The organism is Halobacillus sp. A5 (assembly GCF_024189315.1).
GTDB lineage: Bacteria > Bacillota > Bacilli > Bacillales > Halobacillaceae > Halobacillus_A.
In genome coordinates this window covers 1-26,938 of record NZ_JAIZEO010000003.1, presented here as the reverse complement: position 1 = coordinate 26,938, position 26,938 = coordinate 1, and the positions used below count along the sequence as shown (strand labels likewise).

At 41.7% G+C, this 26,938-nt stretch carries 28 protein-coding genes and 3 pseudogenes; 10 read left to right on the top strand and 21 right to left on the bottom strand.

Going from position 1 to position 26,938, the window contains the following annotated elements:
• Nucleotides 1-2: 2 nt before the first annotated feature.
• Nucleotides 3-1,205: an ornithine--oxo-acid transaminase gene (locus tag LF822_RS11940; RefSeq protein WP_253924300.1), complete on the bottom strand. Its 1,203-nt coding sequence runs from the start codon at nt 1,203-1,205 to the stop codon at nt 3-5.
• Nucleotides 1,206-1,432: 227 nt separating this feature from the next.
• Between LF822_RS11940 and LF822_RS11935 the strand changes: the two genes are divergently transcribed.
• A complete protein-coding gene (locus tag LF822_RS11935) occupies nt 1,433-2,821 on the top strand; it encodes a sigma-54 interaction domain-containing protein (protein WP_253924299.1) in 1,389 nt (462 codons plus the stop codon).
• A 111-nt stretch (nt 2,822-2,932) separates the two neighbouring features.
• On the opposite strand, the pseudogene LF822_RS11930 reads toward LF822_RS11935, so the two are convergent.
• The 3 genes and pseudogenes from LF822_RS11930 to LF822_RS11920 form a co-directional block, all read right to left on the bottom strand.
• A pseudogene (locus tag LF822_RS11930) lies at nt 2,933-3,088 on the bottom strand (GntR family transcriptional regulator); the annotation flags it as partial.
• 115 nt (nt 3,089-3,203) lie between these two features.
• Nucleotides 3,204-3,674: an SRPBCC family protein gene (locus tag LF822_RS11925; RefSeq protein WP_253924298.1), complete on the bottom strand. Its 471-nt coding sequence runs from the start codon at nt 3,672-3,674 to the stop codon at nt 3,204-3,206.
• Nucleotides 3,675-3,786: 112 nt separating this feature from the next.
• Nucleotides 3,787-4,623, bottom strand: a complete 837-nt coding sequence (locus LF822_RS11920; protein WP_253924297.1) for a MurR/RpiR family transcriptional regulator — start codon at nt 4,621-4,623, stop codon at nt 3,787-3,789.
• A gap of 171 nt (nt 4,624-4,794) precedes the next feature.
• On the opposite strand from LF822_RS11920, the gene LF822_RS11915 reads away from it, so the two are divergent.
• From LF822_RS11915 to LF822_RS11900, 4 genes are read left to right on the top strand one after another with little or no spacing between them, the layout of a single operon-like run.
• Nucleotides 4,795-5,667, top strand: a complete 873-nt coding sequence (locus LF822_RS11915; protein WP_253924296.1) for a DUF8171 family membrane protein — start codon at nt 4,795-4,797, stop codon at nt 5,665-5,667.
• The gene (locus tag LF822_RS11910) at nt 5,664-7,364 is read left to right on the top strand and encodes an ABC transporter ATP-binding protein (RefSeq protein ID WP_253924295.1); all 1,701 of its coding nucleotides are present in this window, start codon (nt 5,664-5,666) and stop codon (nt 7,362-7,364) included. The genes LF822_RS11915 and LF822_RS11910 overlap by 4 nt, the downstream gene beginning before the upstream one ends.
• A complete protein-coding gene (locus tag LF822_RS11905) occupies nt 7,351-8,175 on the top strand; it encodes an energy-coupling factor transporter transmembrane component T family protein (RefSeq protein WP_253924294.1) in 825 nt (274 codons plus the stop codon). The genes LF822_RS11910 and LF822_RS11905 overlap by 14 nt, the downstream gene beginning before the upstream one ends.
• 16 nt (nt 8,176-8,191) lie before the next feature.
• Complete coding sequence (locus LF822_RS11900) at nt 8,192-8,947, top strand: PHP domain-containing protein (RefSeq protein WP_253924293.1); 756 nt, start codon at nt 8,192-8,194, stop codon at nt 8,945-8,947.
• Nucleotides 8,948-9,528: 581 nt separating this feature from the next.
• Here LF822_RS11900 and LF822_RS11895 read toward each other — a convergent pair.
• The 5 genes from LF822_RS11895 to LF822_RS11875 all read right to left on the bottom strand — a co-directional run bounded on the left by LF822_RS11895 (nt 9,529) and on the right by LF822_RS11875 (nt 15,479).
• The gene (locus LF822_RS11895) at nt 9,529-11,196 is read right to left on the bottom strand and encodes a glycoside hydrolase family 13 protein (protein WP_253924292.1); all 1,668 of its coding nucleotides are present in this window, start codon (nt 11,194-11,196) and stop codon (nt 9,529-9,531) included.
• Between the two features lie 28 nt (nt 11,197-11,224).
• On the bottom strand, nt 11,225-12,049 hold the full coding sequence (locus LF822_RS11890) for a carbohydrate ABC transporter permease (RefSeq protein ID WP_253924291.1): 825 nt from the start codon (nt 12,047-12,049) through the stop codon (nt 11,225-11,227).
• The gene (locus LF822_RS11885) at nt 12,049-12,909 is read right to left on the bottom strand and encodes a carbohydrate ABC transporter permease (protein WP_253924290.1); all 861 of its coding nucleotides are present in this window, start codon (nt 12,907-12,909) and stop codon (nt 12,049-12,051) included. Before LF822_RS11885 ends, LF822_RS11890 begins: the two co-directional genes overlap by 1 nt.
• Nucleotides 12,910-12,980: 71 nt before the next feature.
• Complete coding sequence (locus tag LF822_RS11880; protein WP_253924289.1) at nt 12,981-14,252, bottom strand: ABC transporter substrate-binding protein; 1,272 nt, start codon at nt 14,250-14,252, stop codon at nt 12,981-12,983.
• A 234-nt stretch (nt 14,253-14,486) separates the two neighbouring features.
• A complete protein-coding gene (locus LF822_RS11875; RefSeq protein ID WP_253924288.1) occupies nt 14,487-15,479 on the bottom strand; it encodes a LacI family DNA-binding transcriptional regulator in 993 nt (330 codons plus the stop codon).
• Nucleotides 15,480-15,626: 147 nt separating this feature from the next.
• On the opposite strand from LF822_RS11875, the gene LF822_RS11870 reads away from it, so the two are divergent.
• From LF822_RS11870 to LF822_RS11865, 3 genes are all read left to right on the top strand, one after another.
• On the top strand, nt 15,627-15,818 hold the full coding sequence (locus tag LF822_RS11870; RefSeq protein ID WP_253924287.1) for a hypothetical protein: 192 nt from the start codon (nt 15,627-15,629) through the stop codon (nt 15,816-15,818).
• Complete coding sequence (locus LF822_RS23095) at nt 15,808-15,945, top strand: hypothetical protein (RefSeq protein WP_371925902.1); 138 nt, start codon at nt 15,808-15,810, stop codon at nt 15,943-15,945. Before LF822_RS11870 ends, LF822_RS23095 begins: the two co-directional genes overlap by 11 nt.
• Before the next feature lie 263 nt (nt 15,946-16,208).
• Entirely contained in the window at nt 16,209-16,946 is a 738-nt protein-coding gene (locus LF822_RS11865; protein WP_253924286.1) for a PHP domain-containing protein, read from the top strand.
• Nucleotides 16,947-17,107: 161 nt separating this feature from the next.
• On the opposite strand, the gene LF822_RS11860 is transcribed toward LF822_RS11865, so the two are convergent.
• A complete protein-coding gene (locus tag LF822_RS11860; protein WP_253924285.1) occupies nt 17,108-17,731 on the bottom strand; it encodes a class I SAM-dependent methyltransferase in 624 nt (207 codons plus the stop codon).
• Between the two features lie 265 nt (nt 17,732-17,996).
• Here LF822_RS11860 and LF822_RS11855 point away from each other — a divergent pair, with 265 nt between their 5' ends.
• Nucleotides 17,997-18,473: a CarD family transcriptional regulator gene (locus tag LF822_RS11855; RefSeq protein WP_253924284.1), complete on the top strand. Its 477-nt coding sequence runs from the start codon at nt 17,997-17,999 to the stop codon at nt 18,471-18,473.
• Nucleotides 18,474-18,586: 113 nt separating this feature from the next.
• On the opposite strand, the pseudogene LF822_RS23230 reads toward LF822_RS11855, so the two are convergent.
• The 9 genes and pseudogenes from LF822_RS23230 to LF822_RS11820 form a co-directional block, all read right to left on the bottom strand.
• Nucleotides 18,587-18,679 (bottom strand): annotated as a pseudogene (locus LF822_RS23230) (ATP-binding protein); the annotation flags it as partial.
• Between the two features lie 121 nt (nt 18,680-18,800).
• On the bottom strand, nt 18,801-19,088 hold the full coding sequence (locus LF822_RS11850; protein ID WP_253924283.1) for a thioredoxin domain-containing protein: 288 nt from the start codon (nt 19,086-19,088) through the stop codon (nt 18,801-18,803).
• Between the two features lie 13 nt (nt 19,089-19,101).
• Nucleotides 19,102-20,379 (bottom strand): replicative DNA helicase, encoded by a 1,278-nt coding sequence (gene dnaB / locus LF822_RS11845; protein WP_253924282.1) that lies wholly within the window; start codon nt 20,377-20,379, stop codon nt 19,102-19,104.
• Nucleotides 20,376-20,702, bottom strand: coding sequence for a hypothetical protein (locus LF822_RS11840; protein ID WP_253924281.1), 327 nt, complete (start codon nt 20,700-20,702; stop codon nt 20,376-20,378). The genes dnaB and LF822_RS11840 overlap by 4 nt, the downstream gene beginning before the upstream one ends.
• Nucleotides 20,699-21,418 carry a DnaD domain-containing protein gene (locus LF822_RS11835; protein WP_253924280.1) on the bottom strand — a complete coding sequence of 240 codons (720 nt, stop codon included), beginning with the start codon at nt 21,416-21,418 and terminating at the stop codon, nt 20,699-20,701. Before LF822_RS11835 ends, LF822_RS11840 begins: the two co-directional genes overlap by 4 nt.
• A 197-nt stretch (nt 21,419-21,615) precedes the next feature.
• A complete protein-coding gene (locus LF822_RS11830; RefSeq protein WP_253924279.1) occupies nt 21,616-22,068 on the bottom strand; it encodes a hypothetical protein in 453 nt (150 codons plus the stop codon).
• A gap of 224 nt (nt 22,069-22,292) precedes the next feature.
• Nucleotides 22,293-22,463: a DUF7713 domain-containing protein gene (locus LF822_RS22830; RefSeq protein ID WP_483867093.1), complete on the bottom strand. Its 171-nt coding sequence runs from the start codon at nt 22,461-22,463 to the stop codon at nt 22,293-22,295.
• Between the two features lie 144 nt (nt 22,464-22,607).
• Nucleotides 22,608-23,738, bottom strand: a complete 1,131-nt coding sequence (locus LF822_RS11825) for a DUF418 domain-containing protein (protein WP_253924278.1) — start codon at nt 23,736-23,738, stop codon at nt 22,608-22,610.
• Nucleotides 23,739-23,804: 66 nt separating this feature from the next.
• Nucleotides 23,805-24,257, bottom strand: a complete 453-nt coding sequence (locus LF822_RS11820) for a helix-turn-helix domain-containing protein (RefSeq protein ID WP_253924277.1) — start codon at nt 24,255-24,257, stop codon at nt 23,805-23,807.
• Between the two features lie 464 nt (nt 24,258-24,721).
• Between LF822_RS11820 and LF822_RS11815 the strand changes: the two genes are divergently transcribed.
• A complete protein-coding gene (locus LF822_RS11815) occupies nt 24,722-24,892 on the top strand; it encodes a hypothetical protein (RefSeq protein WP_253924276.1) in 171 nt (56 codons plus the stop codon).
• A gap of 52 nt (nt 24,893-24,944) precedes the next feature.
• On the opposite strand, the gene LF822_RS11810 is transcribed toward LF822_RS11815, so the two are convergent.
• Together LF822_RS11810 and istA are read right to left on the bottom strand one after the other, a co-directional pair.
• Nucleotides 24,945-25,382 carry an ATP-binding protein gene (locus tag LF822_RS11810; RefSeq protein ID WP_253924275.1) on the bottom strand — a complete coding sequence of 146 codons (438 nt, stop codon included), beginning with the start codon at nt 25,380-25,382 and terminating at the stop codon, nt 24,945-24,947.
• A gap of 127 nt (nt 25,383-25,509) precedes the next feature.
• Nucleotides 25,510-26,744 (bottom strand): annotated as a pseudogene (gene istA, locus LF822_RS11805) (IS21 family transposase).
• Nucleotides 26,745-26,938: the final 194 nt, after the last annotated feature.

Here is a 26,938-nt window from a genome sequence, read left to right as displayed (position 1 = left end):
GGTTATTTGGATAGCACCCTCGTAATCTTCTCAACGGCCCATTCAAGGTCTTCTTCCTTAATCACAAGGGGAGGCGCAAACCGGATCACGTTTTCGTGAGTTTCTTTACAAAGCAAACCTTCTTCTTTGAGCTTTTCACAGTATGGACGTGCGTGTTCATGTAATTCAACGCCGACGAACAAACCTTTTCCCCGTACTTCTTTAATGACCGGATTATCAATTTCCTTTAATTTATCTTGAAAATACTGTCCGAGCCTGAGAGAACGTTCGGCTAATTTTTCCTCTTCAATCACGTCTAATGAGGCTACTGCTACAGCACTTGCGAGTGGATTCCCGCCGAAAGTGGATCCGTGTGACCCTGGCGTGAACACACCCAAAATATCTTCATTGGCTGCTACGCATGAAATGGGCATAACACCGCCGCCAAGCGCCTTTCCTAGAATATACATGTCCGGCTTCACGTCTTCCCAGTCACAGGCAAACATTTTACCGGAGCGAGCTAAACCTGCTTGAATTTCATCGGCCACAAATAAAACATTCTCGTTCTTGCACAGTTCAAATGCTTCTTTCAGGAACCCTTCCGGCGGCATGACGATTCCTGCTTCCCCCTGGATCGGTTCGAGTAAAAATCCGACTGTATTTGGTGTGATCGCCTCTTTTAATGCCGTGATATCACCATAAGGAATCAGCTTTATTCCCGGCAGGACAGGCCCGTAACTGCGTTTACCCTCTGCTTCAGATGATAAGGACACGGCCGTCATCGTTCTACCGTGAAAGTTACCTTCACAAACGATGATCTCAGCTTTGTTTTCGGCCACTCCTTTCTTTTCATAACCCCAGCGGCGTACTGCTTTTACAGCTGTTTCAACAGCTTCTGCCCCTGTGTTCATAGGAAGAACCATTTCTTTGCCAGTTAATTTGGAGACTTTTTTGTAAAATGGTGCCAGCTGGTCATTATGAAAGGCGCGTGAAGTCAAAGTGACCCGGTCTGCCTGTGCTTTTAAGGCTTCAATAATCTTAGGATGTCTATGACCCTGGTTGACTGCTGAATAGGCACTTAACATATCCATGTAGGTATTTCCTTCAGGATCCTTCACCCACACCCCTTCAGCTTCTGATATAACGATAGGAAGGGGGTGATAGTTATTTGCCCCATATTGTGCCGTTTGACTTATAACCTCATTTGTTCTAATGGCTGTATTCATCTTACTCCTCCTTTTTTTGCTCTCACCTACTTTAAATGCAACATTCATGCCAACTTCATAAACTTTGATCTGAAAGCGTTTTATTAAAACGAAAATCTAAAAATGCAAAAAAATTTTGCGAAGTCTGCAAGTATAGTTGAAATAAACGCCAATTTATTTTGCAGTTAAGCTATCGTTCTATTAAAATAAACCTATCAAGCATATAAGGACGGGATATGATGGTTAACATGAACACCAAAGATGACCAATCATTAGATAGAATGAATCAATTATATGAAAATCTACTAAATGAAGTAGATGTCGGGATTCACGTGATCAATGACAAAGGAAAGACTATCATTTACAACAAAAAAATGATGGAGATTGAAGCTATGGGGAGCGAAGATGTGCTCGACAAAGATCTACTGGATGTTTTTAAGTTCAGCGAAAGCCAAAACAGCACCCTTGTAAATGCATTAAAGACGGGGAAAACGACCCAAAACGTGAAACAAACTTATTTTAATAACAAAGGAAAAGAAATTACCACCATCAATAATTCCTTTCCTATTAAGGAGGAGGGGAAAATTACCGGGGCTATTGAAATCGCGAAAGACGTGACACAACTGGAAAGAGTCATTAAAGAAAACGTGATCAATAAGCAAAATGGGAAATTTACCTTTGAACAAATTATCGGCCAAAGTCAATTGATAAATACGGTAGTGGATGAAGCAAAAAGAGCGACACGAACGTCATCATCTGTGCTGGTAGTTGGGGAAACAGGAACAGGCAAAGAGTTATTTGCTCAGAGTATACATAACGGCAGTGACCGATCAAGGGCGCCTTTCATCTCTCAAAACTGTGCTGCCATTCCAGACAGCTTAATGGAAAGTTTATTGTTTGGTACAAAAAAGGGAGCTTTCACCGGGGCAATCGATCGACCTGGCCTGTTTGAACAGGCGGACGGAGGTACACTGCTGTTAGACGAAGTCAACTCTTTAGAGCCTGCCCTTCAGGCCAAACTGTTAAGGGTCATTCAGGATAAATCGATTAGAAGAGTCGGAGATATGAAAGATAAAGAGGTAGATGTGCGTATCATTGCTACGATTAACGAGGATCCCGTTGACGCCGTTGCCAACAACCGGCTGAGAAAGGACTTATACTATCGACTTAGTGTCGTCACGCTGTTCATTCCACCCCTTCGCAAAAGAAAGGAAGACATTTCGCTGTTGACTCAGAGTTTTATAAATAAATATAATCATTTATTTAATATGGATATAAAAGGGATCAGTGAAGAAGTCAACCAGTTGCTTCAACAACATGAATGGCCGGGAAATGTCAGGGAACTGGAACATACCATAGAAGGCACGATGAATTTAATTATGGGGGAAGAAGTGATCACAATTCAGGACCTGCCTGGAAGGTTTAGAAATAGGTACCAGGGGGAGAAAGAGCCCTCTATAGAGGAGAGTGAACCCTCCGAAAGCACTAAAACACTACGAGAAAAGATGACAGAGGTTGAAAAATTCTACGTTCAACAAGTTCTTGCAAAAAATAATAATAATATCTCAAGGGCTGCAAAAATCCTTGGCATCAGCAGGCAGAGCTTACAATACAGATTAAAAAAATTCAACTTATGAGTTCATGTTTTTAATTCGTTATAGGCATAGAGTAAAAGTCAGGGGGACACAAATCAAATTTGATGGTGGCCCCCTGGTTTTGAAAGAAAAATGACAACATCATCTTTAATTTTGATTACTTACATAAGTCCCTGATCTCTTTTTACTTTTTAAGAATCCCTCATTTGACAGTTCTAAAATAGCAGGGAGTCGTTCTCCAATGTCATATTCTCCTGAAAGGATTTTGCTTTTTATATCATCAATGCGGTACTGATATTTTGGTTTCATTTCAATCCCCTTTCATAAAGACATGCGCTCATAAGACTTTAAGATATGCTCATTTCGTCACTACACCCCAAAACAAAAGACCTCCATATCCATGAAGGTCTTTTTTACATCGCATTCAATTAAATTCACTCCGATAGTACTCCCTCAATTCAACTGCATTATCCTTCCACTCCACCTGCTCGCCGCGAATAATCTGCTCCAGCACATCAAGGCATCGATGCCAGCCCGCCGCAACATACATCGCCATCTCCTGATCATCGAACGTGTGAGTAAATACGAAACGACAGCCTTCATCCTCCTCGTGCAATGACATTTCCAGGAGGTCATCTACTTCTTGAAAGCTGAATTTATGAGGAGCCTCTAATTCTGTAATAACCGCTTCATAAGTCGATCCTTCTCCATCATCAAAATAGATCCTTCCTCCGGTCTGTAGGTCCATTTCTCCTGTGGCGAAGGGGTACCATTGAACGAAGGCTTCCGGATTAGTAATGACGCGGAAGGCTTCTTCACAGGTATACGGGAAAAATCGTTCAAACTGGAGTGCATACCGTCCGTTGGATTCGTAGAGTCTGCCGTAGTTGTTCATATTGTCGTCTCCTTTCCTGCTTCTCATTTCACGATTGTAACTCAAATCGTCAATATTCTATAACAAGTATAAACAAAAAGAACACCGATCTCTATTAAACACACAAGAAGAATTATTTCGGCACGATGTGTTTATATTTTTTTCGGACTTCGTTTAGTTTTCTCAATTTTTCTAGCGACTCCTCTTTCATGGTCATGCCGATCCCCATTACCAGAGCCTCCAGCAAGGCTACGGGAGAGACCATGGTATGGAATTCCCACATTTCTCCTCGATGAGCGTACAACGTATAGTCGGCTGAATCTCCCATTTCGGATACTAAGCGATCGGTAATGAGAATGGTCCTCGCGCTGCATTCCTGGGCGTAATCCAGGATCACTTTTGTTTCAGGCAGCAAGTCGACAAACTGAAAGATAATGATAGCGGAGGCGGCGTTAAGGTGAAGTAGCGATTCGTAAATTTCGTGGCCGCTTTTGGCCATCCTCTCTGTATGGATGCCGAATCGTTTCAAACGAAATTCCAGCAAATCGCCGAGTCCTTCTGACGATGCGGGAGCATGGATAAATAAGGTGGAGGCCTCTGCTATTGTATTCAATGCCTCGTTGAATTCCCGTTTGTCAAAATGGTTATTCGTCAGTACCAGATTCTTGAAATGCTGTTCAATCAGCTGGCTGAATAAGTCGCCGTCGTCGACCTGGTCGACGAAATTTTTCATTTTATTCTCCGGGGTGATTTCTATCTTCTTCTTTATCTCATTCTTATATGCTTTGAAGTTTTTATACCCGATCATCATCCAGAATCTTGAGACAGTGGCGATACTGACCCGCGCCTGTTCCGCTACTTCCTGCTCGGTCATATAGGCTATGGCCGTTCCTCTTTTCTTAATGACGTCTGCAATCTGCTGTTGTTTTCTAGTTAACTGCTTATCGTCGATCTCGACTAATCTCTTCATCGGCGTCCCTCCTCAGGCCCTAGTATATAAGTAATTTAAGCGCCTATGAAAAAAACCTTTCATTTTTAACAAAAAGATAAATTACTTTACGTGAACTATACATTTCATGCAATCTTCCTTAATCTTGAAGATTTATGATCAAATTGAACTTACCTTAAGGAGGATTTCAAAATGAGCATGCAGAGAAACGAGTACACACAGTCTCAGAAAATGATGGTTTTTATATTATCGATGTCGTTGTTCGGTCTTGCGAATTTATTTACTGAGTTACTGCCGGAATTCACGATTGGTCCAGTGGAATTATCAATTTCTTATTTAGCTTTTATCCCTTTAACGTTAGTTATGTTGTTTAACCCGTGGTACGCCGCTTTTGGTGCTTCTGTCGGTGAAATTATATTTGGTGATCTTCTGTTAGGTGATTTCGGAGGGCTGGGTGAGCTTGAGGGTTTTATCGAGTTTACATTAGCTATGTACATAGCCGGCCTTTTAGTTACTAACTTAAATAGCAAGAAGCAAATTGCGATTGCTGCTATTGTCGGCGTTATGATTGACCAAATGTTAAGTACAGTCGTTGATGTCGGTAAAGTATGGTTTGGTATTGAAGAACTTGAAGCCGTTCCGGGTCTTCCTGCTTCGATCCTGGCTATTGAAGGGGTAAGCTTTGTTACAGAAATGGTCATCTCCGGCGTGCTGTTCGGCCTCATTCCTGCTCTCTATCTCATTCCTAAATTACATGGAAAAATTGAACCCTTACTAGGAATTGAGCCGAGAGAAGGACGCGTGAAAGCTTCGATGACCGAGTGGGTGTCCGTTCGATTTGTGATCATTGCTGTTTTTCTCATGTTTGTTGCGATGATCTCAGAGTTCATGGCTACGATGGATATCAATTTTGCCGTTTGGGAGCCGGAATTTCTAGAGCAGTTCGGTGAAGGGTACATCTGGCTGCCTATATCTGCTGCCGCCGTCATCTTTGTTTCCGTCATTATTGGAGCTCTGAAAGTGAAAAACTCCCGCACGCTGACAAAGAGTGGGAAATCGGCATGAAACCGATCATTGAACTAAGTGATGTCCACTTTAGATATCCAGGGGCGACAGAGAATGTGTTAAATGGAGCGACGCTTTCGATTGAACAAGGTGAATTTCTAGCCGTCATCGGCGGAAACGGGAGTGGGAAAACGACCCTTTGCAAGACGTTCAATGGTCTCATTCCTAATTATTATACAGGAGATTTTTCCGGGTCCATTATGGTAGACGGGTCCGATGTCTCCCAAATGACGGTATCTGAAATGAGTTTTCGAGTAGGGTACGTTTATCAGGATTATGAGAACCAGTTGATGAGACCGACTGTGCTGGATGATGTCTCATTCGCTCCTTTGAATTTCGGGGCTCCGGACTTTATGGAAAAAGCACTTTGGGCACTTGAAACACTGGGGATTGAACATTTGAAGGATCAAAGCATCTGGCAGTTAAGCGGCGGCCAGAAACATTTGGCCGCGATCGCCGGCGTACTCGCTTTAGATCCTCAAATCTTAATTATTGATGAACCCGTTGCCCAGCTCGATCCGCACCATGCGAAGGAAATCTATCAACGCTTGAAGGTCCTTCAGGAGGACTTCGGAAAGACCATCATCGTCATCGAACATCACACCGAATTCATCGCTGATTTCTGTACCGACGTGTTGTTAGTAGATCAAGGAAAGGTTTTGTGGAAGCATCCTGTTCGACAGGGGCTTTTGCAGATCGAGGATTTAGTAAAAAGAGATATCTTTCCGCCACAGGTCATGCAGGCAGCTCTTAATTGTGAGATACCGCTTGATTCAAGTGATTTTCCAATGACGATTGCGGACGCTCAAAAGTATTTTCACGGGCTTCAATTCATTGAAAAAGAGAGTGAATCAGATAGGATCGTTGAGAAAAAAGAACAAATCGCTTCACTTGAGAACCTCTCGTTCTCTGCTAAAACGCTGTCCAATGAGAGAAAAACAATTTTAAATAAAATTTCTACATCCTTTCATGCAGGTGAACGGATCGCACTCGTAGGAACGAATGGTGCAGGAAAAACCTCGCTTATGAAGTGCTTAACCGGGATGAACAAGCCTACATCAGGAGGCGGTTCGATCGGATCGCACTCCTTTGAAAAGGGGTCACTTGAGAAACTGTCGCAAGAGGTTTCTTACATTTTCCAAAATCCTGAAGAAATGTTTATTCAAGATTCCATCAAGAATGATCTGACCTTCTTTTCGCAATCACGTGAGCGGGATGATTCCTCGTTTATTGAAAAGCTCATCCAATCCTTTCGTTTAGAAGAGGTTCTTGAGAAAGATGGCAGGCTGCTTAGCGGAGGGCAGCAGCGACGGGCTTCGATGGCGATCGGCTTAGCCACTAATCCGACACTGCTTATGCTGGATGAACCTACAGCCAGTCTCGATGTGCAAAGCCGTAAAGAATTAATTGAAATTCTGCAGGAAATGGATTCGGTCGCGACCGCACTAGTTGCTACCCATGATATGCAGCTTGTAGCCGAATGGGCGACGCGTGTCATCGTTATGGAGCAGGGCGAAGTGACGTTTGATGGTACGCCCCGGGAAATGTTCGACTATGGGCACGTTTGGAAAAGAGCTGGTCTTGTTCCGCCCCAGATCGTTCAGCTTTCGATTGAACTCGGGATGCGCCCGGCTGCTTTATCGGTGAACGAGTTTACGAGCCGGATAAAGGAGGGCGTACCTGATGGAGTTTGTTGAACGTTTTAAAAAATCTTTTAATATTGAATGGGTGAAGCTTGAGCTCTTAAAAACGGCTTACGGGAAAAAGGAAACGTACATGGGGCAGTTAGATCCGAGGGTCATCATGATCTGGTACTTAATCGTAAGCTTACTTCCCTGGTTTACCTTCAACTTCGTCATTCTGCTAGGTCTGGCCGTCTATACTTCTGTGTTAGCTTTAATTACTAGAGTCAGCCCACTCATCATCTTTTTATTAGCGATCAGTGTGATTGGTGAATTAGGATATATCTTCATCGTCGTCTTCTTCATGGGAGGAGATTTCGAGGCTTATGCTTCCTTAGTGACGCTCACTCTTAAGATCATTATTATGTCGATTGCGAGTATTGCAGCTTTCGCAAGCATGGATCCTGAGAAGCTCAGTGATGCCTTGTTAAGCTTTGGCATACCCGCACAGTTCAGCTTTGCTGTCTCCTATGGGTACCGTATGCTGCCGATTTTAATGGATGAGTACCAGCAGATTATCCAATCCTTCAGGCTCAGAGGAAAAGCACCCGAGAAATCCGGCTTTCTAAAATGGAAGCTGATTTACTATTACATCGTCATCGTCATAAAAGCTTTTTACCCGATGATGTTAAATACGGCAAAGCGAACGAGAACCACAGTAGAAGCTCTTGAAGTAAGAGGATTTTCTTACTCACTTCATAGTGAAGAAGCGAAAAAGCAAAAATTATCCCACTTAAAAATCAAGGGGAAAGAGTACCAATTCATAGCGGTAAGTAGTCTCATCCTCACGATGATCCACATCGCAGGACATTTTTATTATATCTAATATAGGAGATGAATAGATGAAAATTGATTTTCATACCCACGCCAATCTATCGAAAACTCTAGCCGTAACACCAGAGGAGTTTCGTCGCAAAATAAAAGAAGCAAAAGAAAGCGGGTTAGACGCCCTGGCTCTTACTGAACATTTCAATGCACCGAACTTCGGTGACATTTATGACATGCTGGATACCCACTTCTCCTATAAACATCACTACTATGACGTAGACGGCATTAAAGTATTTCCAGGCATCGAAATCGACGTGCTTGAAACCGGCCACTTTCTCGTCGTAGCCGAACGCGAAACGATTAAAAGCATCAGTCTTCAATTAAAGGAACATACAGAAGAAAATAACTTCATTAAAGTGAGCGATCTGAATCAGCTTCTTCATGGTTTGAACGTCATTAAAATCGGAGCTCACCCTTATCGAGAATCCACACCATGGATCCATCATAATGAAGAAACGCTGGCCAGCTTCGATGCCTTCGATATTAACGGAAAAGACCTTTACAAATACGGCCGTGAGATGAAAGAAAAAGTTGAGGCTCTTGCGAGTAAGTACGACATCTCAGCAGTTGGAGGCAGTGATACCCATCAATTCTTTCAGTACGGAGCCGTCGTCAATATCTTCCCTGAGTGTCATACGATTGAAGACCTTCGTGCTGTGATTAAAAACAAAGATTACGAGGTGGAGCTGTCTCCTTCCCTGCGATTAAAGGTGAAGGCAGCTAAATTTGTGAAGAAGCTTCTTAAAGAGAAGGATATTGTAACGATCTAGGATGGAAACTCAACATCCAGTGAAGGCCAAGCACAAAACGTTTAGCACACCCTTCGACCTTCCTACGAATAACCTTTAATCTATTGTCTAAATAAACGGATTCAACTTCATTTTTCAAAAACAACTACCGCCATGTGACGTATGACATGGCGGCTTTCGTCTACAATTGATTTCTAGAAAGGTTCTTTAATAGCTTATTTAATAAATATATTATTCTAAAGAGAACCTGTTACTATACCGAAAACAACGACTCCACCTACCAAGTTACCAAAATGGAATATTCTCATTTAATGAAACGTTAACATTCAGTGTGATTTTTACAATATTATCGTTAATGTTAATAATTGGAATAAGGTATAGAATTATTCTTAAAAGAACTAATAGTAAAAATTAACATCTACTTCCACCAGGGGAGGCAGGCACCATATTTAAATATGAACAGGAAGGAATACTAATTTAGAGCAGCCAGTAGTGTAATCCTAACGATGATTCACATCTGTTGATCGTGGAGGGAATCTTGCTGGTGGTGATTGAATTATCTACTAAACTGCCTCCTTTTCACCAAAAAAGACACTTACCATTTAAGTAAGTGTCTCCGCTAATCGATAAACCCGCACTTCAAACGGCTGCAGCAGCCCAATTTCCATCGTTGCGTAATCATAGTTACTCAGGCAGATCTCCTCTGCACTTCCCATAACTGACTCCTCACTAACCACAGCAGGAGCTTCTGTTAGATTGGCCGTGATAAGAAACGTCTCTCCCTCGAAGCTTCGCGAATAGGCAAAGATTTGGTCGTGGTCAGGAAGTTCAAGCTGGTAGCTTCCATATACGAGGACGAGGTGGTCCTTTCGCAGTTGAATTAAACTCTTATAAAAATGGAAGATAGAGTCCGGTCGTGCCATTGATTCTTCGACATTGAGACTAACGTAATTCGGATTAACGTTCATCCATGGGGCGCTTGATGTAAATCCAGCATGAAGATCCGAATTCCACTGCATGGGTGTCCGTGAATTATCACGTCCGCAGTGCCAGATCGATTCCATGACTTGTTCGTGCGTTTTGCCGTTCGCTGTTTCATGGGCGTAGAGGTTCTTGGCCGCAACGTCATCGTAATCCTCGATCGATGGGAAATGGACGTTGGTCATTCCGATTTCCTGCCCTTGATAAATAAACGGGGTGCCCTGCATGAGAAAGTAAAACGCTGCTAAACATTTACTGGAGGCTGCGTGGTACTGATCATCATTGCCCCAGACGGACACCGATCGGGGAAGGTCGTGGTTTTCTAAAAATAAAGCGTTCCACCCCGAGCCGTCAAGTGCCGTCTGCCATTTTGTGAAAATGTGTTTTAAAGCGTGGATATCTAAGCTTTTTCCAGCATCTTTTCCCCACAAGTCGGTATGTTCGAATTGAAAAATCATATTGAACTTTCCGTTTTTCTCCCCGACCCAATCGTCGGCTTCCTCAACACTAACACCATTCGCTTCGCCTACGGTCATAATATCGTAGCGGGAAAAGGTTTGCTCATTGAGTTCCTTTAAATACGACTGAATTCCTTCCTGGTTACGATGTCCTTCAAATGAACAAACGTAGTCCTTCTGCTCTGGGTTCGGAAGGTCAGGAAACCCGGGTGCTTTTTTAATATGCGAAATCGCGTCGATGCGGAAGCCGTCGATGCCTTTATCAAGCCACCAGTTGACCATTTGATACAAAGCATTACGCACGGCTTCGTTTTCCCAATTTAAATCAGGCTGCTTCCGGGAAAAGATGTGCATATAATACTCTTTCGTCTCCTCGTCATACTCCCAGGCTGATCCTTCAAAAATGGAGGCCCAATTGTTCGGTTCTTTTCCGTCTTTCCCGGGATGCCAAATGTAAAAGTCGCGGTACGTATTATCTTTTGACGACTTCGATTCAATAAACCATGGATGCTCATCAGAAGTGTGGTTAATGACTAAATCCATAATCAGTCTCATGCCCCGTTTATGAACGTCCTCCAACAGCTGATCAAATTCTTCCATCGTCCCAAACTCCTGCATGATGCCCTGGTAGTCACTGATGTCATACCCGTTATCATCGTTAGGAGATGGATACACCGGACAAATCCAGATGACATCGATGCCAAGCTCCTGCAAATAATCCAGTTTGGATGCGATCCCTTGAAGATCACCGATTCCGTCTCCATTTGAATCCTTAAAGCTGCGCGGATAAATTTGATACGCTACCGCTTCTTTCCACCACTGCCTTTCCATAACCTTACCTCCTACATCACTCTATTCCTCATTTCACTGCACCCTCGGACACTCCCGCAATAATTTGTTTCTGGGCAAAAAAGTATCCGATGATCACCGGTATGATGGCAATCGTTAAACCTGCTAACGCCAGATGCCACTGCTTTGTATACTGACCGAAAAAGAAAAACATTTTCAACGGAATCGTTGCATTTGCTTCACTTAACACAAGAGAAGGAAGCAAATAGTCGTTCCAAATCCAAATGACATTTAGGATTCCGACTGTAACGGATATCGGTTTTAATAAAGGAAAAATGATCCGCCAGAACAATTGAAACCGATTCGCTCCATCGATAATCGCGGCTTCATCCATCGACTTCGACACGCCCGTCATCGCTCCGTGATATAAGAAGATGGATAAGCTGCATCCAAATCCTAAGTACATAAAAATTAATCCGCCGGCGTTCAGCATACCCGCCTGTCCAAACAAAGCAACCAGAGGGATCATAACGGACTGAAACGGAATGAGCATCGCCGCTACAAACACAAAAAACATCACAGCGCTCAGCTTACTCTTATTTCGTGCAAGCGCATAGCCAGCCATGGAGGAAAAAATAATAATAATGCCCACACTTAAACCCGTAATCAATATCGAATTAAATAAAGACTTAAGAAACTCAAGATCGATAAAGGCTTCAACAAAGTTCCCGGTAATCCATTCTTCCGGGAAGCCGAGCACCCCTGTGAAAATATCCCGCTTCGTTTTAAAAGCATTTACAATCATTAGATAAAAGGGAGCAATCCATAAGAGTCCAAGCAATAAACCGAACACTTCAATCGAGATTAAATTCCGCTTCTCATTGTTTTTCTTCATTACATTTCCACCTCTCGTTTTTTGTTGTAGTACACCTGAGTCAACGCAACAACTGAAACGATAAGGAAGAAGATGACTGCTTTCGCCTGAGCGTAAGCCATGTCGTTATCGGAAAATGCCGTATTGACGATCTCCATGGCCACCATCTGCGTTTGATCCGCAGGACCGCCGTTCGTTAACGACAAGTTCTGATCATAAATTTTAAAAGACATTGAAAGCGTCAAAAACATGCTGATCGTAAACGCAGGAGCTACGAGCGGAAAGGTAATATTTTTAAAACGCTGAAAGGGGCTCGCTCCATCAATTTTTGCTGCTTCAATCAAGTCTTTCGGAATATTCTCCAGGTAAGCGATATAAATGATCATAATGTAGCCAGCCATCTGCCAGCAGGTAAGAATGACAATGCCCCAGAACCCCGTGTTCGCCGTAGAGAGCCAGCCGTTGAACCCTTCAATTCCTGTCAGGCCGCTGATATCTCCAAATACACTAATGAAAATAAACTGCCAGATAAACCCGAGAATCAGCCCGCCGATTAAATTGGGCATAAAGAAAACGGTACGCAGCAGATTACTCGACTTGATGTTACGGGTTACGATCAAAGCAAGCCCTAGCCCAAACAAATTCAACAAAAGAACGCCCACAAAGGCAAATTTTGTCGTAAACCAAACAGCCTGCATAAACTCATCTTCCTGAAACAAACGGATGTAATTCTCCAAGCCGATAAACGACTCTGCCCGCAGCCCGTTCCAATCCGTAAACGAATACACCAGTCCATAGAGAAATGGAATCACGACTACAATGCCTAAACCTAATACAACAGGAGTAAGAAACAACCAAAATGAAAGCGTCCGATTACTCATAACAGCCTCCTCGTGTTTGTAAATGTGGAGAGCTAACAACCTAAGCTGTTAGCTCTCATTTTTTTTTATAATTATTGACGATAGTTTTCCCAGCGGCTGATGGACTTTTCTTCCACCTCGTCCCACGTCATATCTCCACTTAAATACTGCTGAATATAACCACCGATATCCTCGCCCCATGTGCCAGGATAGCCAAGCTGAACCCAGCCGATTGTATTTCCTTCAGACGAGTATTGATAAATTTCTTTTGACAACGGATCTGCTATTTCTTCCGTATCGAAGCCTTCATAAGCAGGGATAAATTTTAATTCTTCAAGAACTGCTTCTTTGCCGATTTCAGACGTATACATAAAGTCAATGAAATCCTTTGATGCCTGCACTTCTTCTTCCCCGCTGTTCTTGTTCACTCCCCAATAGTTCGGAATCCCAACGGGCATCTTGCCTTCGAACCCTTCGACTGGAATAGGAATAATCCCCATGTTCTCTTCGGCAAATTCAGGGTCCATCTGTTCAACCGACGGATAAATCCAGTTCCCCTGTTGAATGATCGCCACTTCTTCTAAAGAAAAATGCTGCTCTACCTGCTGAGAGTAATCAAGCGTCAAGGTAGGCTGAATCGAATAATCATTCTGCAAGTCAATCATTCTTTGAAACTCGCCGCCTTTTTCAAACTCTAGACTTTCTGCTTCATAAGCATTCAATACTTGCTGATCAAATTCTGGTGCCATAAATACATTCGATAGATGGCTTCCAGGTACCCATTTTTCTTTAGCCGGGAAAGCAAATACGGCTTCCAGACCTAACTCTTCTTTTTGACTGTCCAATTCCTCCACGGCACTCTCTAAGTCTTCATACGACAGTATCTCCTCAGCGTTTACGCCCGCTTCTTCGAATACACGCTTGTTATAAATCAATCCATACCCTTCCTGGTTAAAAGGGAGACCGCGTACTTCTCCATCTTTTGTTACAGGCTCCAGGCTGCCTTCAAGAGCTGCATCTGCTGAAGCCGTATCCGATACATCGGCTAAATACTCCTCAAAACTTTCCGATTCGGTCGGTCCGGCGACACTGAAGATTTCCGGTTCATCTCCAGACGCAAATCGCGTTTTCAACGATCCGGCATAATCATTCCCTCCGCCGACACTCGTGATTTCGATATTGACATTCGGGTTTTCCTCTTCATATTTTTCAGCAAGTGCCTCGAACTGATCTTTAAACTCTACTTTCCCCTGATAAATTTCCACCGTCACCTGATCGCCTGAACCTTCCCCTGATCCCCCAGAGGAAAACGAGCACCCAGCCAACGTTAGAGATGCTGCGATCATAATCATCACTTTCTTCATTTACTCTCCACTCCTTTTTAAAATATGATATCGGTTTCACAAATTAATAAAAAATATAAGCGATAGACTTTTAACTTCTTAACCTCCCCGTACTATTTAAGCTGAACAAAAAGTATGAATGCGTATGTGATATCGGTTTCACATTGCTTCAAAAATAAAAACCGACATCACGTATTGGTTTTCTAATTTGAAGTATACGCCAAAATGAAATCGGTTTCAACAGTTTTTTTAAAATTACGTAGATTTTCTGACAAGCAGTTCTACAGGCAGTTCAATCTGTTTATAATCAGCATCTTTGCTGCTCATCAGCGCAATCAGCTGCTCGACCGATTTCTCCCCAAGCTCATTGATCGGCTGGCGGATCGTCGTAAGCTTCGGCTCAATAATTTCGGCGATGGGCTGATCATCAAAGCCGATGACCGCAAGATCCTCAGGAATACGCACGCCGTTTTCCTTCGCTTCCATAATGACACCTGCCGCGATCTCGTCACTACCTGTAAAAATAGCAGAGGGACGTTCCTCCATCGCCAGCATCTGTCTCATCACTTCTTTCCCATCATCAATTGTATGCTTGTTAATGAAAATCCAGTTTGTCTGAATGCTGAGTCCAGCTTCAGTTAACGCCTGCTGGTAGCCATGGTTGCGGTCCTTATCTTTGCCGTCCTCAGCAAATAAACCCCCCGTACAATAAGCAATCTTCGTGTACCCTTTATCAATCAAATGTTTTGTTCCAATGTAGGCACCCTTCGCCTGATCCAGTCGGACAATAGGTGCTTTAGAGTGCATCAAGTATTCGTTGCACAATACAATCGGACCGAACTCCGTATAAGGCTGAATCACATCCCAGTCGTTTTCGATCGAGGTCATGATCAGTCCATCCACCTGGCGATTTTTAAGCAGGTTTAAAAAATACAGTTCTTTATCTTTATTTTCATTGCTTTGAAACATCAACACCTGATAATTACTCTTATACGCCTCTTGTTCGATTGAGTTGACCAAATAGGAAAAAAACGGGTTCACAATTCTCGGCACAATTACACCAATCGTACTCGTAGTAGACCCTCGCAGTCTTCTCGCTGACGGATTCGGAACATAGCCAAGCTCCTTCATGGCCTGCTCCACTCGTTCTCGTTTCTCTTTCGCTATATATGGATGCTTGTTTATGACTCGAGACACGGTCGCTTTCGATAATCCTGATAATTTCGCGACGTCTGAAATCGTCGGCATGTTCCATCACTCCACTACACTGGTTTATGAAATCAGTTTCATATTTTTAGTTTAATGAAGTTTGGATGAATAAGCAAGGTAAAAACGCTTACTTTTAGTTTACCTATAAGGAAGATCTGCAATCGAACCTTTAACGTACCGAACTTCATGAAATTTACGACATGCTGGATACCCACTTCCCTTATAAACATCAGTAAAGTATTTCCAGGCATCGAAATCGACGTGCTTGAAACCGGCCACTTACTCGTCGTAGCTGAACGAGAAACGATTAAAGGCATCAGTCATCAATTAAAGGAACATACAGAAGAAAACAACTTCATTAAAGTGAATGTTGAATAAAAGAAAAGAAAGCCGTGGTGCTCATTTTGGTGAGGATTATCCTGTAGAAAGACAAGAGTATAATAAGCGTTTATTCATTAGTGGAGAAAAGAACGGTTTACTCTCTTTTACCTTCTTAGATGAATAAGTGAGAAATCAACTAACTAATGCCTCTCCATGTATAACGGAGGGGTTTTAGTTATAGCATTTTACAGTTGAAATGTTACTATCATTTTTTTCTACTATTCTTCCACTCGATATTATCAGTAAATTAACATACCTCAGAAAAAAAATTTACATTGAGTAAACATATTACATTAATTCCCTTAATAATGTTTGATTACAATAATAGATAGTTAGGATCTTACTTGAGCTGATGATTCGTTTAGTAAAAATAAAGGAGAGAGCTAAATGCACATAGACTTTCATACCCACGCAAATTTATCAAGAAAATCACCCATTACTTTAGATGAATTTATGAAAAAAATGGAAGAAGCAAGCTTGAATGGACTAGATGCGTTAGCTTTGACGGAAAATGTGAACCACCCTAATTTTACTAACCTTTATAACATGCTCGATAACAACTTCTCTTATGAAAATGATTATTATGATGTAAATGGACTAAAAGTGTTTCCTGGCATGCAAGTTGATGTTAAAGACAAAGGGAGCTTTTTAATTATTGCTAACCGGGAAACTGTCAGGCTCATTTATAAGAAGCTAAGTCTTCAAGAGAATGGGATCCATGCGGACGAATTGATGGAGTTAGTTCACCATGATCATGTATTGAAGATTGCAGCTCACCCTTTAAGAGAATCCCATCCTTGGCTCCATCATAAAGATGAAACCTTAAAACAGTTTGATGCTCTCGAAATTAACGGAAAAGACTTATACAGATATGGGAATACTATAAAAACTGAAATGGAAGCTTTAGCTTCTCACCTTCAAATCGGTGCTGTGAGCGGCAGTAGTGCTGATCAGCGTTTTCACTACGGATGTATCTTTAATGAAATTCCGGAATGTACAACCATTGATCAGTTGAAAAAGGCTATTCTAGAAAAAGAATATAAAGTTCACGTTTCACCTTTCTTACACCCTAAGATAAAAGCGGCTAATTTTGTAAGCATGTTTTTCAGAAAAAAAGCTGTTTAATAAAACATTAGCAGAAGTGCCTGACCCACACTACGTGAACGCTTTAGCATAGTGGAAGTCAGGCACCTTATTTATTGTGACAAAAGGACTTCCATATATTTGGAAGTCCTTTCGGTTGTTTTATGGCTTCTTTTGCTAACGTACCCGTTACTCGAATAACATTAAGTTTGTAATTTGCTGATAATAATTTTTCTGTACATTCCATTAAACATTAATGATGTGTCTTCATTCACAAATAAAGCATAATTGTTTTCTTTAAACAATGTCTCAAAGTTTATTGCGATATCAGTACCTAATAACTTAATAAATGGTCTAATTGCTTTTTTAAAAACAGAGATTTCCCTATCTTTTGGTGAAAATTTATCGAAAATAATAATCTTTCCGTTGGGTTTTAACACTCGTACCATTTCCTTAAAACATTTATCTGCATTAGGAACGACCGATAAAACAAGACTTCCTACTATAACATCAAAATGATTATCATTAAAACACATATCTTGAGCATCCATTTTTATAAACTTTATTGACGAATCTTCAAATTTCTCTTTGGCTTTATCAAGCATTTCATTAGAGTAGTCAATTGCTGTAATATTTAAGTCCTTGTGATGGATTACTTCCAAATCTGCTCCAGTTCCTACACCAACGAATAATATATTTTGGTTGTTAACAAACTTTTCTACCTGAAATATCTTCTTTCGAGCTTTAAGAAACTTTCCTGAATTAAAAAACTTATCATAAATAGGAGACCAAAATTTATATATCAATTCATTCCATTGATTATTCATTTTTCACCTCTTAATCTAAAACCTTTAATATCAGTGCCTGACCCCAACTGCGTTAACGTTTTAGCAAAGCGGGGGTAGACACCCTACCTTGACACCATACCTCAAACTCTTATATTTGCATAAAACCCCAGTAATCCGATACGATATCAAATTTTATTTTTTTACTAATTTCAAAGAAAACATTTGATTGTTAACTTTGAATTATGTTATTATTAAAATTTTGATAAAAAAGATATGTATGTTATGCTTATTAAGGTAACCACATATGGAGGTGGATTTTTTGTTTCAAATTGGCGACAACATTGTTTATCCAATGCACGGAGTAGGTATAATTAAATCCATAGAAGAAAAGGAAATCTCAGGAAAAAAACAAGAGTATTATGTCATCAATATGTTAATCAGTAATATGCAAGTCATGATTCCGGCGGGGAAAATATTGAGTTCAAGTATACGTCCCATTACGGACATAATGGCGTTAAAACACATCATACACATTTTTCTGGATGGAAAATCAGATAGAGCACTGCCGTGGAAAGAAAGATTTAAAGTGAACACGGAAAAAATAAAAACAGGTAAAATGCTAGAAAGTGCTGAAGTTGTACGTGATTTAAAACGTATGAAGAAAGAGAACGCGCTTAATACAAGCGAAAAAAAAATGTTTGATAACGCCCATGAATTTTTGATTAGTGAACTGAGATTAATTAAAGGGATCACTGAGAAGCAAATAAAAATTTTCAGTTAAAGTTATTGAATTTTCGGGAATGAAATATGAACTGTGTAAGTAGAAATGCGTATGATTTCTACTTACACAGTTTTTTTAATGTCGGTACCTCCCTGTAACCGTAAAGCAGAAATTAATAACCTATCTAAAATGGCCGTGGTGAGAGTGAAGGAAGTCCCCCACTCACCAGGACCTTTGTTGGAAATCAGTATAAAAGCTGCATAGTCGTCTGCTCACCCGCTATAATTTGCCCATGAGATTTCGGGGTTAATTCTACGACCGTTGCTTTTATCTCTTCATCTTTTACATATCCGTATAGTGTTTCACCTGCTGCATCCCGATCCTCCTTCAGCGAACAAGGGAAATCTTCTCATAACAAGGAGACCCCTTCCTCCCTTCCGCCTTACGATAAATCACATATCCCTTGTCCACCAGCTTCCTGCGTGCCCGCATAAAGGATCCCTCTGTCCGTCCCGACTTCAGCAACAGTGGTGAAGTGGGCAATGTCATTTCTTTCTTCCAACCTGTTCTCGAGTTAAATTGCATAAGTGTAAACCATAACGCGATAGATGAAACGGATAATTGGTCTATATCCTTCTGATCAAAAAATGCTTCCAGTTCTTTTTCATAATTCATTTTTATCTTCCTCCTATTGATTGGTTATGGCAGGTACACTTACAAACTTCCCATACTCCTTCATAAACCGCAGCTTCACATTCCCAACCGGGCCATTCCGCTGCTTGCTGATCATGAACTCAATCTCGTCCTTCTCCTCCCCATGAATATGATAGTAGTCATCACGGTAGAGAAAGCCGATCATGTCAGCATCCTGTTCAATGTTCCCTGATTCCCGTAAGTCCGCCATAATCGGACGCTTGTCCTTGCGCTGCTCGACGCCTCGAGACAATTGGGAGAGAAGAATAATGGGTACATCGAGCTCTCGTGCGAGCAGCTTGAGCTCGCGGGTCATGGCACCGACTTCGAGGTCGCGGCGTTCGTAGCGGCCGGTGGTGGCCATGAGCTGCAGGTAGTCGATGATGATCATGGGGCGGCTGTCTTCGGGTTGTTTGATGGATTCTCTTACTCGGGCGCGGATGTCGGCGACGGTGCGGGCGTTTTCATGGATGTGGAGGTCCCAGGCGGCGATTTCGCCCATGGCGCTTAGGCAGAGGTCGTAATCTTCTTCGGAAAAGTTCATCGTGCGCCATTTCTGGCCGTTGATTTCGGCTTCGCAGGAGAGCATGCGCTTCAGCAGGGCTTTCTGTCCCATCTCTAAGCTGAACAGGTGGACTTCGCCTCCCTGCTTACAGTGGTGGGCGGCGAGGTTCAGGGCGAAGGCGGTCTTGCCCATCGACGGGCGGCCGGCGAGGATGATGAGGTCGCCGCGCTGGGTGCCGCCGGTCATGTCGTCGACTTCGCTGTAGCCGGTTGGAAATCCAGTCATGCCGTCACTTGTGGAGTGGCTCATCTCGTGGGCGATATCGACGAGCGTTTCATAGGTGGTCTGTTCTTCTGTGACACTTCCTTCCGCGCGGTAATCTTCGAGGCGGCTCATGAGGGTGTCGAGGGTTTCTTCGGTGGGATCGGTGATGTAGCGGCTGGCCTGCTCCATTGTTTTGCGGTTGCGATAGGCGTCGAGTACGAGCTTCTGATGGTGCTTGATGCTTTTCGTAGAAGGGATGGACTGGGCGAGGGAGCTTAAATAGCTGACCCCGCCGGCTTCCTGGATGCGTTTATTCAGCTCGGTCGTCACCGTGACGAGATTGACGGGTCCCTCCTTCTCGTCAATCCGGCGCATCGCCTGGTAGATCAAGCGGTGCCGGGCTTCGTAGAAATGCTCGTCTCTTAAGGTAACGTCCTTGATTAATTCCCCTTCAAGCAAAAGGGAGCCAATGACTGATTGTTCTGCTTCCTGGTTATGAATCATCGGGACACCTTCTTCAGGAGCGCCGCGAACTTCTCTTCAAACCGACGCTTTGTTTCTTCCGGCACCTGGGCCGCTTCTTCGTCCCACTGCTTCTTCTTTTTCAGGTAATCATTCGATTGCGGAGGGTACACCGCGATGTCCGCAAGCGTCGGGGGAAAAGGGTAACGAGAGGCGTAATCGAAGACTTTCTCCATGACCGGCTTATACTCCATCTTCATCAGCTGGGGGATGAACACCTCAATCTTCCGCTCCGTAATAACAAACTTCCCGCCAAACAATTCCTCAATCGTCTCCAGCACATCAGCTGCTTCCTCGTGTCTCATAGGTGACTCCCCTTTCGATGGGTCTCAAACATTCGCTGCAGCATCTGCGGCCGTTCGTCCTTTTTCCTAAGCGGCAGGGTAAAGTTCTTCTCCATCCGCTTCACATCGGCCATGGAGCGGATTTCCCCTTTCTCCCAGCGCTTTAAGATCCCTTCGCAGTAATGGAAAAACAGCTTGTTGTGCCGGACGGCAATCTTCATCGACTCCATCACGAGCTCATCCGACAGCCGCTCACACCAATCCGTCACCTTCTCCGCCATAAACGGCGTCAGCATTCCAAGGTTCTGTTCGTAAAAGGAATGAGGCGTGCCCGCACCTACTACACCTTCTTTTCCTTTCTCTTCTTTTCTTTTAAATAATACCGCCGCGCGATCCTCCGTCTCTTCCTTCACTTCTTCCGCCGTCCCTTCCGCCACAGGCTCTGCGGTCTGTTCCTTCACCTGTGAAATCATATGATACGTCGGCGCCTGATTCCGTGTGCCGGGCTGATACGTAATGTAGCCCTTCTCCGCTAATTCTCTGCGCGCACGAAGAAATGAGCTCTCCGGTAAGCCCGTTTTCACAAGAATAGCTGCCGTCGGCACAGTAAACTCTTCCTTCCAACCCGTCTTGTTGTTGAAATGCATCAGCTTATACCAGAGCAGCGAAGCCGACGATGAAAGCGAATTTAACTCCACCTCATCCTGAAACGCAATAATCTCTTTTAAATAATTCATATAAAAATGCCTCCCGAAAAATAATATGAGCATTTGAATAAACGCCCTCATATGTATAATCGAAAGTCAGGGGCATTTTGGTGTCAAAAAATCGCAAACTTTTTTTAAATTTTTTTATCCCCGTTACTCAGAAGGATTTAACCTAAAAAAAGAAGACGGCCAAATGCCGTCTCCTCCTGTATTCGTCACAACTGTTCTTAAAGAATCAACGTACTCTTTAACGCAGCGATCAACATTTCAAAATCCTCATTCATTTGATTCAAAATCTCCGGATCCTGATAACTCTTCTCCTGCGAGATCGTGAGGCGGGGTTCAATCGCTACGACATGTCCCCCAGGGAAAATAACCTCCAACTTCTTAGGCGGCGTATTATCCACCAGGCTGTACTCCTGAAAATGTTCCTTCATCGAAATGATACGGTCCGTAAACAAGGTTTCCTTCGTCACATTCATGGCCGGATCAATGCTGAGAATAGTCAGCGTGCGGTCATTGCGATTCACAATATAAAGCTGGTGCTGATCTGAAGTGAGCACCTCTAACGAACGGAACTGATCAGACTCAAACACCTCTTCCGTAAACTCCAACACCGCCGCCTGACGCAAATTCTCCACTCCGGGCGTATTTAACCTTTCACTCACAGACATACTCATTCTGTTTATAACCTCCTTGATAATGATAGTATTTAAATTCCCATAACCTGGGTGATAAAACCTAAATAAAGGAAGATAAATAGAATTGACCATTTCTCTATAATCGCCTGCCCTACTATAGATAGACGGTCGATTTATCTCGACAAAATTATGTAGAACGAAGTGACCAGTTGCTTGCTGACACTTTTATCGAGTATTTACTCCTTCCAAAAAAAGAGAAAGAATTATTCTTTCCCCCCTCCGATATCCTCCGTCAACTCAGCTGTATCTATTTTGATTTGAAAGCCTTCATGGGTGAACAACATCCTTCCAATCTCATCCCATGAATACGGACAGCTGTCGACGACCACAGTCGGACCTTGCTCCCTATGATTTAGCCGGGAGGTATTTAATATATTTCTTCAATTTATATAGAACTCGAAAGTGTTGTTTCCGTCTGCTTAAGGTATTGAATTGCTTCAAGTACCGCTACTTCGGTTTGTCTTCTCAATATGAGCACTCCATTTTACAGTGAGGATTGAAGATTTCTAATTGAATCTTCAATGCTTACCTATTGCTGATTTTTTCCTTAAAAATGTCTCAAAAGGTCCGCGGATAGATCTACAATGCATATAATTAGCAACTATTACTGATAGAACCCAAACAAATACTCCAATCAAGTCACTCTCCAATTGACTAATTTGACTCCCAAGGCCACCAGCGTAAGGCGCTAATATGATAACAAACATTATCGACTGAAATAGGTAAAAGCTCAATGAACGTTGTCCAAGCGCTGCTATTGCTTTTGAAAACTTCCCTTTTTTTTCTTCTAGCCTAATGACGACTATTCCAATAAGAGCCGTCCATCCTACTCCACCAGCATAACCTGTGATAGTATGAAGGGATTTTGCTGTTGATTCCCATACATCATTGTAACTTGTCCAAAACAAGGACGACATTAGGGCCATTGGGATACCACCAGCAGTTGATAGCAATAGGCCTAATATAGCAAATGTAAAAAGCGCCTTCTTATGGTTCTTAGGGTTATCTATTATCTGAAACCGAGCCACTAGAATACCAATTAGCACCCCGGGAATTACTTGATAACTCAGTACAGGTGTATAAAACATCCACTCAAACATTCGAGTAATAGATGCCTCAATAGGATCCTTAATCGTTGCTGAAGTAGTGACTTCCATGTTTAATGCATCAAAACCTCTAGGCATCGATGGAGCAAACACTGCCACTAAGATAAGAGTTGCAACAGCTATAATCATCATTTTTCTATTCGATAATCGAAGAAAAAAACTTGCAAAAATAAGCGCGATAAATCCATAGACCCCGATGATATCAGCGAGAAAGAGAGTTGCGTGGAAGAAGCCTATCAGTAACATCCAAACCCCTCTGCGTCTAAAGATTTTTTTCGTATCCTTCCAGCTGTTCCCTCTTCTCTCTTGGCCTTTAAGAACTTGATGTAGCCCGTATCCAAATAGGATAGCAAATAAAGGGTAGGCACGGCCGTCGACGAATACTTGCCTGAAAAATACAGTGAACTGGTCGATAAAACTTATTTCCCGACCTTCTAAAATTATAAATTGATTAGGATGCGCCAATGCAATAAACAACAACATAAACCCTCTTGCTAAATCAGGGGTTAATTTTCTTTTCGTTACTACTGATCCAGCATTCATAAATTTCTCCTTGCAACTTTTTATTCAAGTCATTTTTTACAAAATAATTTTATGATATGAATCATATTAGTCCTCTTTATATTTTTCTTTAACAACACCTGAACCAATTCCTCCCCCAACCATTAATAATAGGGGCCCAAAATTCCAGATAAATGAACCGCCTATTAAGGTTAGTTCAAAAGCAGTAAATTTGTTTAATAAAATTATTCCTATTTTAAAAACCAGAAAAGCAACCCCGATTAAAAAAAGCCCATCAAACAAAAATTTTAACTTAGGATGAGCTAATTGCTTACTATCTTTGATTACTTTTTCTTTTAACTCTTCATCGCTCCTTAATAATTCATCAATGGTTATTTCAAAGAGGTCACTTAAATGTATGATAATTTCGATACTGGGGAAGCTTTGGCCATTCTCCCATTTAGAAACCGATTGCCGACTCACAAAGAGTTGTTCAGCTAACTTTTCTTGAGACCAACCTTTGTTCTTTCTTTCAACTTTCAACTTTTCACTAAACACCATTTCTATAACCACCCTTTTATAATCTATAATTCAATATTGTTGAAAACATCATATAAAGTAAAGATAACTTTCATTGCACCCCTACGCAACCACTCGTTGCGAACACATAAACATTGATATACCAGGGTTTAGTTACCCTGATGAAACTATCGCTCCGGAAAGGAAAATGACCTAAAGATTGGGTCATTAATTTATTTTTATAATTAATAGTAGTTTATTTAAGACCACCTTTAGTGATCATTTCTGGTGTTAAAAGATGTATCGCGTAGTGGACAAATACGGTGCAATAACAAGGTTACATTAAAAGGTGTGTTCATATGGTAGAATATAGTAAACTACTAATGGGCTAGCAGAGGTGAATAATTCCCCAGTGTATTACACAACTAGGTTTTCTTACTTTAAGTAATTCTTTTGCAGGTTATGGAAGAATAAAAATCATCTTTGAGGTAATGGAGGAAATAGCTATGGGAAATAATGAACTCACTCAAGGAAAAATGATGCAATTATTGGATTGGTCATATGAAAAAGCAATGAATGGATTGCCCGGTACTCCAGATGCATATGAGTTAGCACAAAGCTATTTAAGGAAACATTCATCTGTACAAAAAAGTGTAGATGCTCTAATAAGGGCGTAAAATGCAAAGGCAGCCACATCAGGTTTTCTAACAGGATTAGGCGGGCTCATATCTATCTCGAAACTATTTGAAAAAGTGTATGCGCACTTAGCTCGTCAAAGCTAAAATAGCCGATTTCATCCATTATAAGTAATTCTGGGCGACTATATCGTTTGATAATCCGTTGGATTATCCCTTGCTTTTCTGCCTTCTGACATTCCGAAATAAATTCATTCGCTGTAATAAATAAGGCTTGGTGCCCTTGAGTTATTGCTTCAAATGCCATAGAGATAGCCAAGTGAGTTTTGCCTACACCTGGTGGCCCTAAAAGAAGGATATTATCTCCATTGTGAATGTATCTTCCTGACAAAACTTCTTTAACTCTGCGTTCATCAATACTAGGTTGAAAGCTAAAGTCAAAATCATGGATGCTTTTAATGTACGGTAACTTTGCTTTCTTGAGACGCTTTTCTAAAGCTAGTTTTTCCTTTTGCTCAATTTCTTGGGACAAAACAGTGATTAAGAAGTCCGAATATGGTACATTATTTTTAGATGCTCTTCGAGTAGACCATCAATTTGATCGGCGGTATGGTGCCAACCGATCTTTTCTAAGCGTTCAACTAAAAGGTTCGTGCTCATTATTGATCACCTCCTTCTAGTTGCTCATACATCTGAAGAGGACGTTGTTCCACTTCTATGTCAGGGGACTGTAAACGGCTGTGGGTCGGCAAACCAACAGTAGTCGTTTGCAGTCCTTTATAATGTTCCAGATTAATATGATCTCGCACTTTTCCAATCATTAAAGGATGCTTAGCTATACATTCATAAGAATCGTAAACCTCTAAGTGATGGTCTGGTCCAGCGTTTCTTTAATCTTTAATTCTTGACCAACGTACCGATAAGGTACGGAATAACGTTTGCCTTTATAAGAAACAAAACAATCCTTGCTCACCGTTCTAATTTCCCAGTGGTTAATAGGAAAGAGCGGTTTACTGTTAGAAGCACTCAAATATTTCTGTTCATGTTGAAAGCGAGTATGTGGAGGTTCCATGGTTGTTTGGTGAATCTTTCGATTCGCTGTTTGATCGAGCCACCCTCTCATATCTTCATTTAATGCTCTTAGCGTCGGCCTATGTTTACGCTGCAGAAAATTTTTCTTTATATAGCCCACGACATTTTCTACTTTTCCTTTAGTTTGAGGTCTATAGGGTTTACATGCCTTTGGAGCTATCCCATAGTAAGCCAAGAACTCTTCAAACTTTCGGTTAAATCGTATTTCCACTGGACTATGCTTAATAACGGCTGTTTTCATATTGTCATAGAGAATTTGCTCTGGAACTCCATTAAAATAAGCGAATGAGTTTATATGACATTTCATTAAGGTTTCTAAATCCATACTGTCCGTAAATTCTACGTATTTCATTCTAGAATAGCTTAACACCATGGTAAATGCATAAACCTCTTTTAATTCCTCATCGACTTCAAACTTTCCAACATGTCCCCAATCCATTTGAGCTTGTTTTCCTGGTGTAGTCTCGTATCGTATGGTTGCTTGCTTTTTAGGACGAGCCCTATAAGGACGTACAAAATCCCGAAGGATTGTAATTTTTCCTTTATAACCTAAAGCCATAATCTCATCTAAAAGAACCTCACAGTTTGTAGTCCCTTCTTTAATCCTTTTTTCTAAGTACTCCTTATAAGGATCCAGTTTACTTGGCCTCTTTTGAGAGCTTTTTTTCTTTGGTAATTCATCAGAATTTATGTACTTACGGATGGTTTTAGGATCAAACCCTGTTTCTTCAGAAATAGCTGTGACCGTCCATCCTTTTTGATGTAGCTCTCTAATCATAAAAAACTCCCCAATCTTGACCATCATTTCTACACTCCAAATCACTAGGTAATATAGTGAAAGAGTCGCATTTAAAATGGACAATATAGCTGGCTAAAAACATACAAAATCGTCGCCTTAAATTTCGACAAGCTTCATAATTAAATTGATTCCTAAAGGGGAGGAGATTTAGTTTATGAAGCTGGAGGGAGAGCGACGAAAGGTGAAAGAATTACTAG

Bases quoted from the DNA above. Each gene is read 5' to 3' on its own strand.
- LF822_RS11940 (WP_253924300.1), bottom strand. From the start codon at position 1,205: ATGAATACAGCCATTAGAACAAATGAGGTTATAAGTCAAACGGCACAA.
- LF822_RS11935 (WP_253924299.1), top strand. From the start codon at position 1,433: ATGAACACCAAAGATGACCAATCATTAGATAGAATGAATCAATTATAT.
- LF822_RS11925 (WP_253924298.1), bottom strand. From the start codon at position 3,674: ATGAACAACTACGGCAGACTCTACGAATCCAACGGACGGTATGCACTC.
- LF822_RS11920 (WP_253924297.1), bottom strand. From the start codon at position 4,623: ATGAAGAGATTAGTCGAGATCGACGATAAGCAGTTAACTAGAAAACAA.
- LF822_RS11915 (WP_253924296.1), top strand. From the start codon at position 4,795: ATGAGCATGCAGAGAAACGAGTACACACAGTCTCAGAAAATGATGGTT.
- LF822_RS11910 (WP_253924295.1), top strand. From the start codon at position 5,664: ATGAAACCGATCATTGAACTAAGTGATGTCCACTTTAGATATCCAGGG.
- LF822_RS11905 (WP_253924294.1), top strand. From the start codon at position 7,351: ATGGAGTTTGTTGAACGTTTTAAAAAATCTTTTAATATTGAATGGGTG.
- LF822_RS11900 (WP_253924293.1), top strand. From the start codon at position 8,192: ATGAAAATTGATTTTCATACCCACGCCAATCTATCGAAAACTCTAGCC.
- LF822_RS11895 (WP_253924292.1), bottom strand. From the start codon at position 11,196: ATGGAAAGGCAGTGGTGGAAAGAAGCGGTAGCGTATCAAATTTATCCG.
- LF822_RS11890 (WP_253924291.1), bottom strand. From the start codon at position 12,049: ATGAAGAAAAACAATGAGAAGCGGAATTTAATCTCGATTGAAGTGTTC.
- LF822_RS11885 (WP_253924290.1), bottom strand. From the start codon at position 12,909: ATGAGTAATCGGACGCTTTCATTTTGGTTGTTTCTTACTCCTGTTGTA.
- LF822_RS11880 (WP_253924289.1), bottom strand. From the start codon at position 14,252: ATGAAGAAAGTGATGATTATGATCGCAGCATCTCTAACGTTGGCTGGG.
- LF822_RS11875 (WP_253924288.1), bottom strand. From the start codon at position 15,479: ATGCCGACGATTTCAGACGTCGCGAAATTATCAGGATTATCGAAAGCG.
- LF822_RS11870 (WP_253924287.1), top strand. From the start codon at position 15,627: ATGAAATTTACGACATGCTGGATACCCACTTCCCTTATAAACATCAGT.
- LF822_RS23095 (WP_371925902.1), top strand. From the start codon at position 15,808: ATGTTGAATAAAAGAAAAGAAAGCCGTGGTGCTCATTTTGGTGAGGAT.
- LF822_RS11865 (WP_253924286.1), top strand. From the start codon at position 16,209: ATGCACATAGACTTTCATACCCACGCAAATTTATCAAGAAAATCACCC.
- LF822_RS11860 (WP_253924285.1), bottom strand. From the start codon at position 17,731: ATGAATAATCAATGGAATGAATTGATATATAAATTTTGGTCTCCTATT.
- LF822_RS11855 (WP_253924284.1), top strand. From the start codon at position 17,997: ATGGAGGTGGATTTTTTGTTTCAAATTGGCGACAACATTGTTTATCCA.
- LF822_RS11850 (WP_253924283.1), bottom strand. From the start codon at position 19,088: ATGAATTATGAAAAAGAACTGGAAGCATTTTTTGATCAGAAGGATATA.
- dnaB (WP_253924282.1), bottom strand. From the start codon at position 20,379: ATGATTCATAACCAGGAAGCAGAACAATCAGTCATTGGCTCCCTTTTG.
- LF822_RS11840 (WP_253924281.1), bottom strand. From the start codon at position 20,702: ATGAGACACGAGGAAGCAGCTGATGTGCTGGAGACGATTGAGGAATTG.
- LF822_RS11835 (WP_253924280.1), bottom strand. From the start codon at position 21,418: ATGAATTATTTAAAAGAGATTATTGCGTTTCAGGATGAGGTGGAGTTA.
- LF822_RS11830 (WP_253924279.1), bottom strand. From the start codon at position 22,068: ATGAGTATGTCTGTGAGTGAAAGGTTAAATACGCCCGGAGTGGAGAAT.
- LF822_RS11825 (WP_253924278.1), bottom strand. From the start codon at position 23,738: ATGAATGCTGGATCAGTAGTAACGAAAAGAAAATTAACCCCTGATTTA.
- LF822_RS11820 (WP_253924277.1), bottom strand. From the start codon at position 24,257: ATGGTGTTTAGTGAAAAGTTGAAAGTTGAAAGAAAGAACAAAGGTTGG.
- LF822_RS11815 (WP_253924276.1), top strand. From the start codon at position 24,722: ATGGGAAATAATGAACTCACTCAAGGAAAAATGATGCAATTATTGGAT.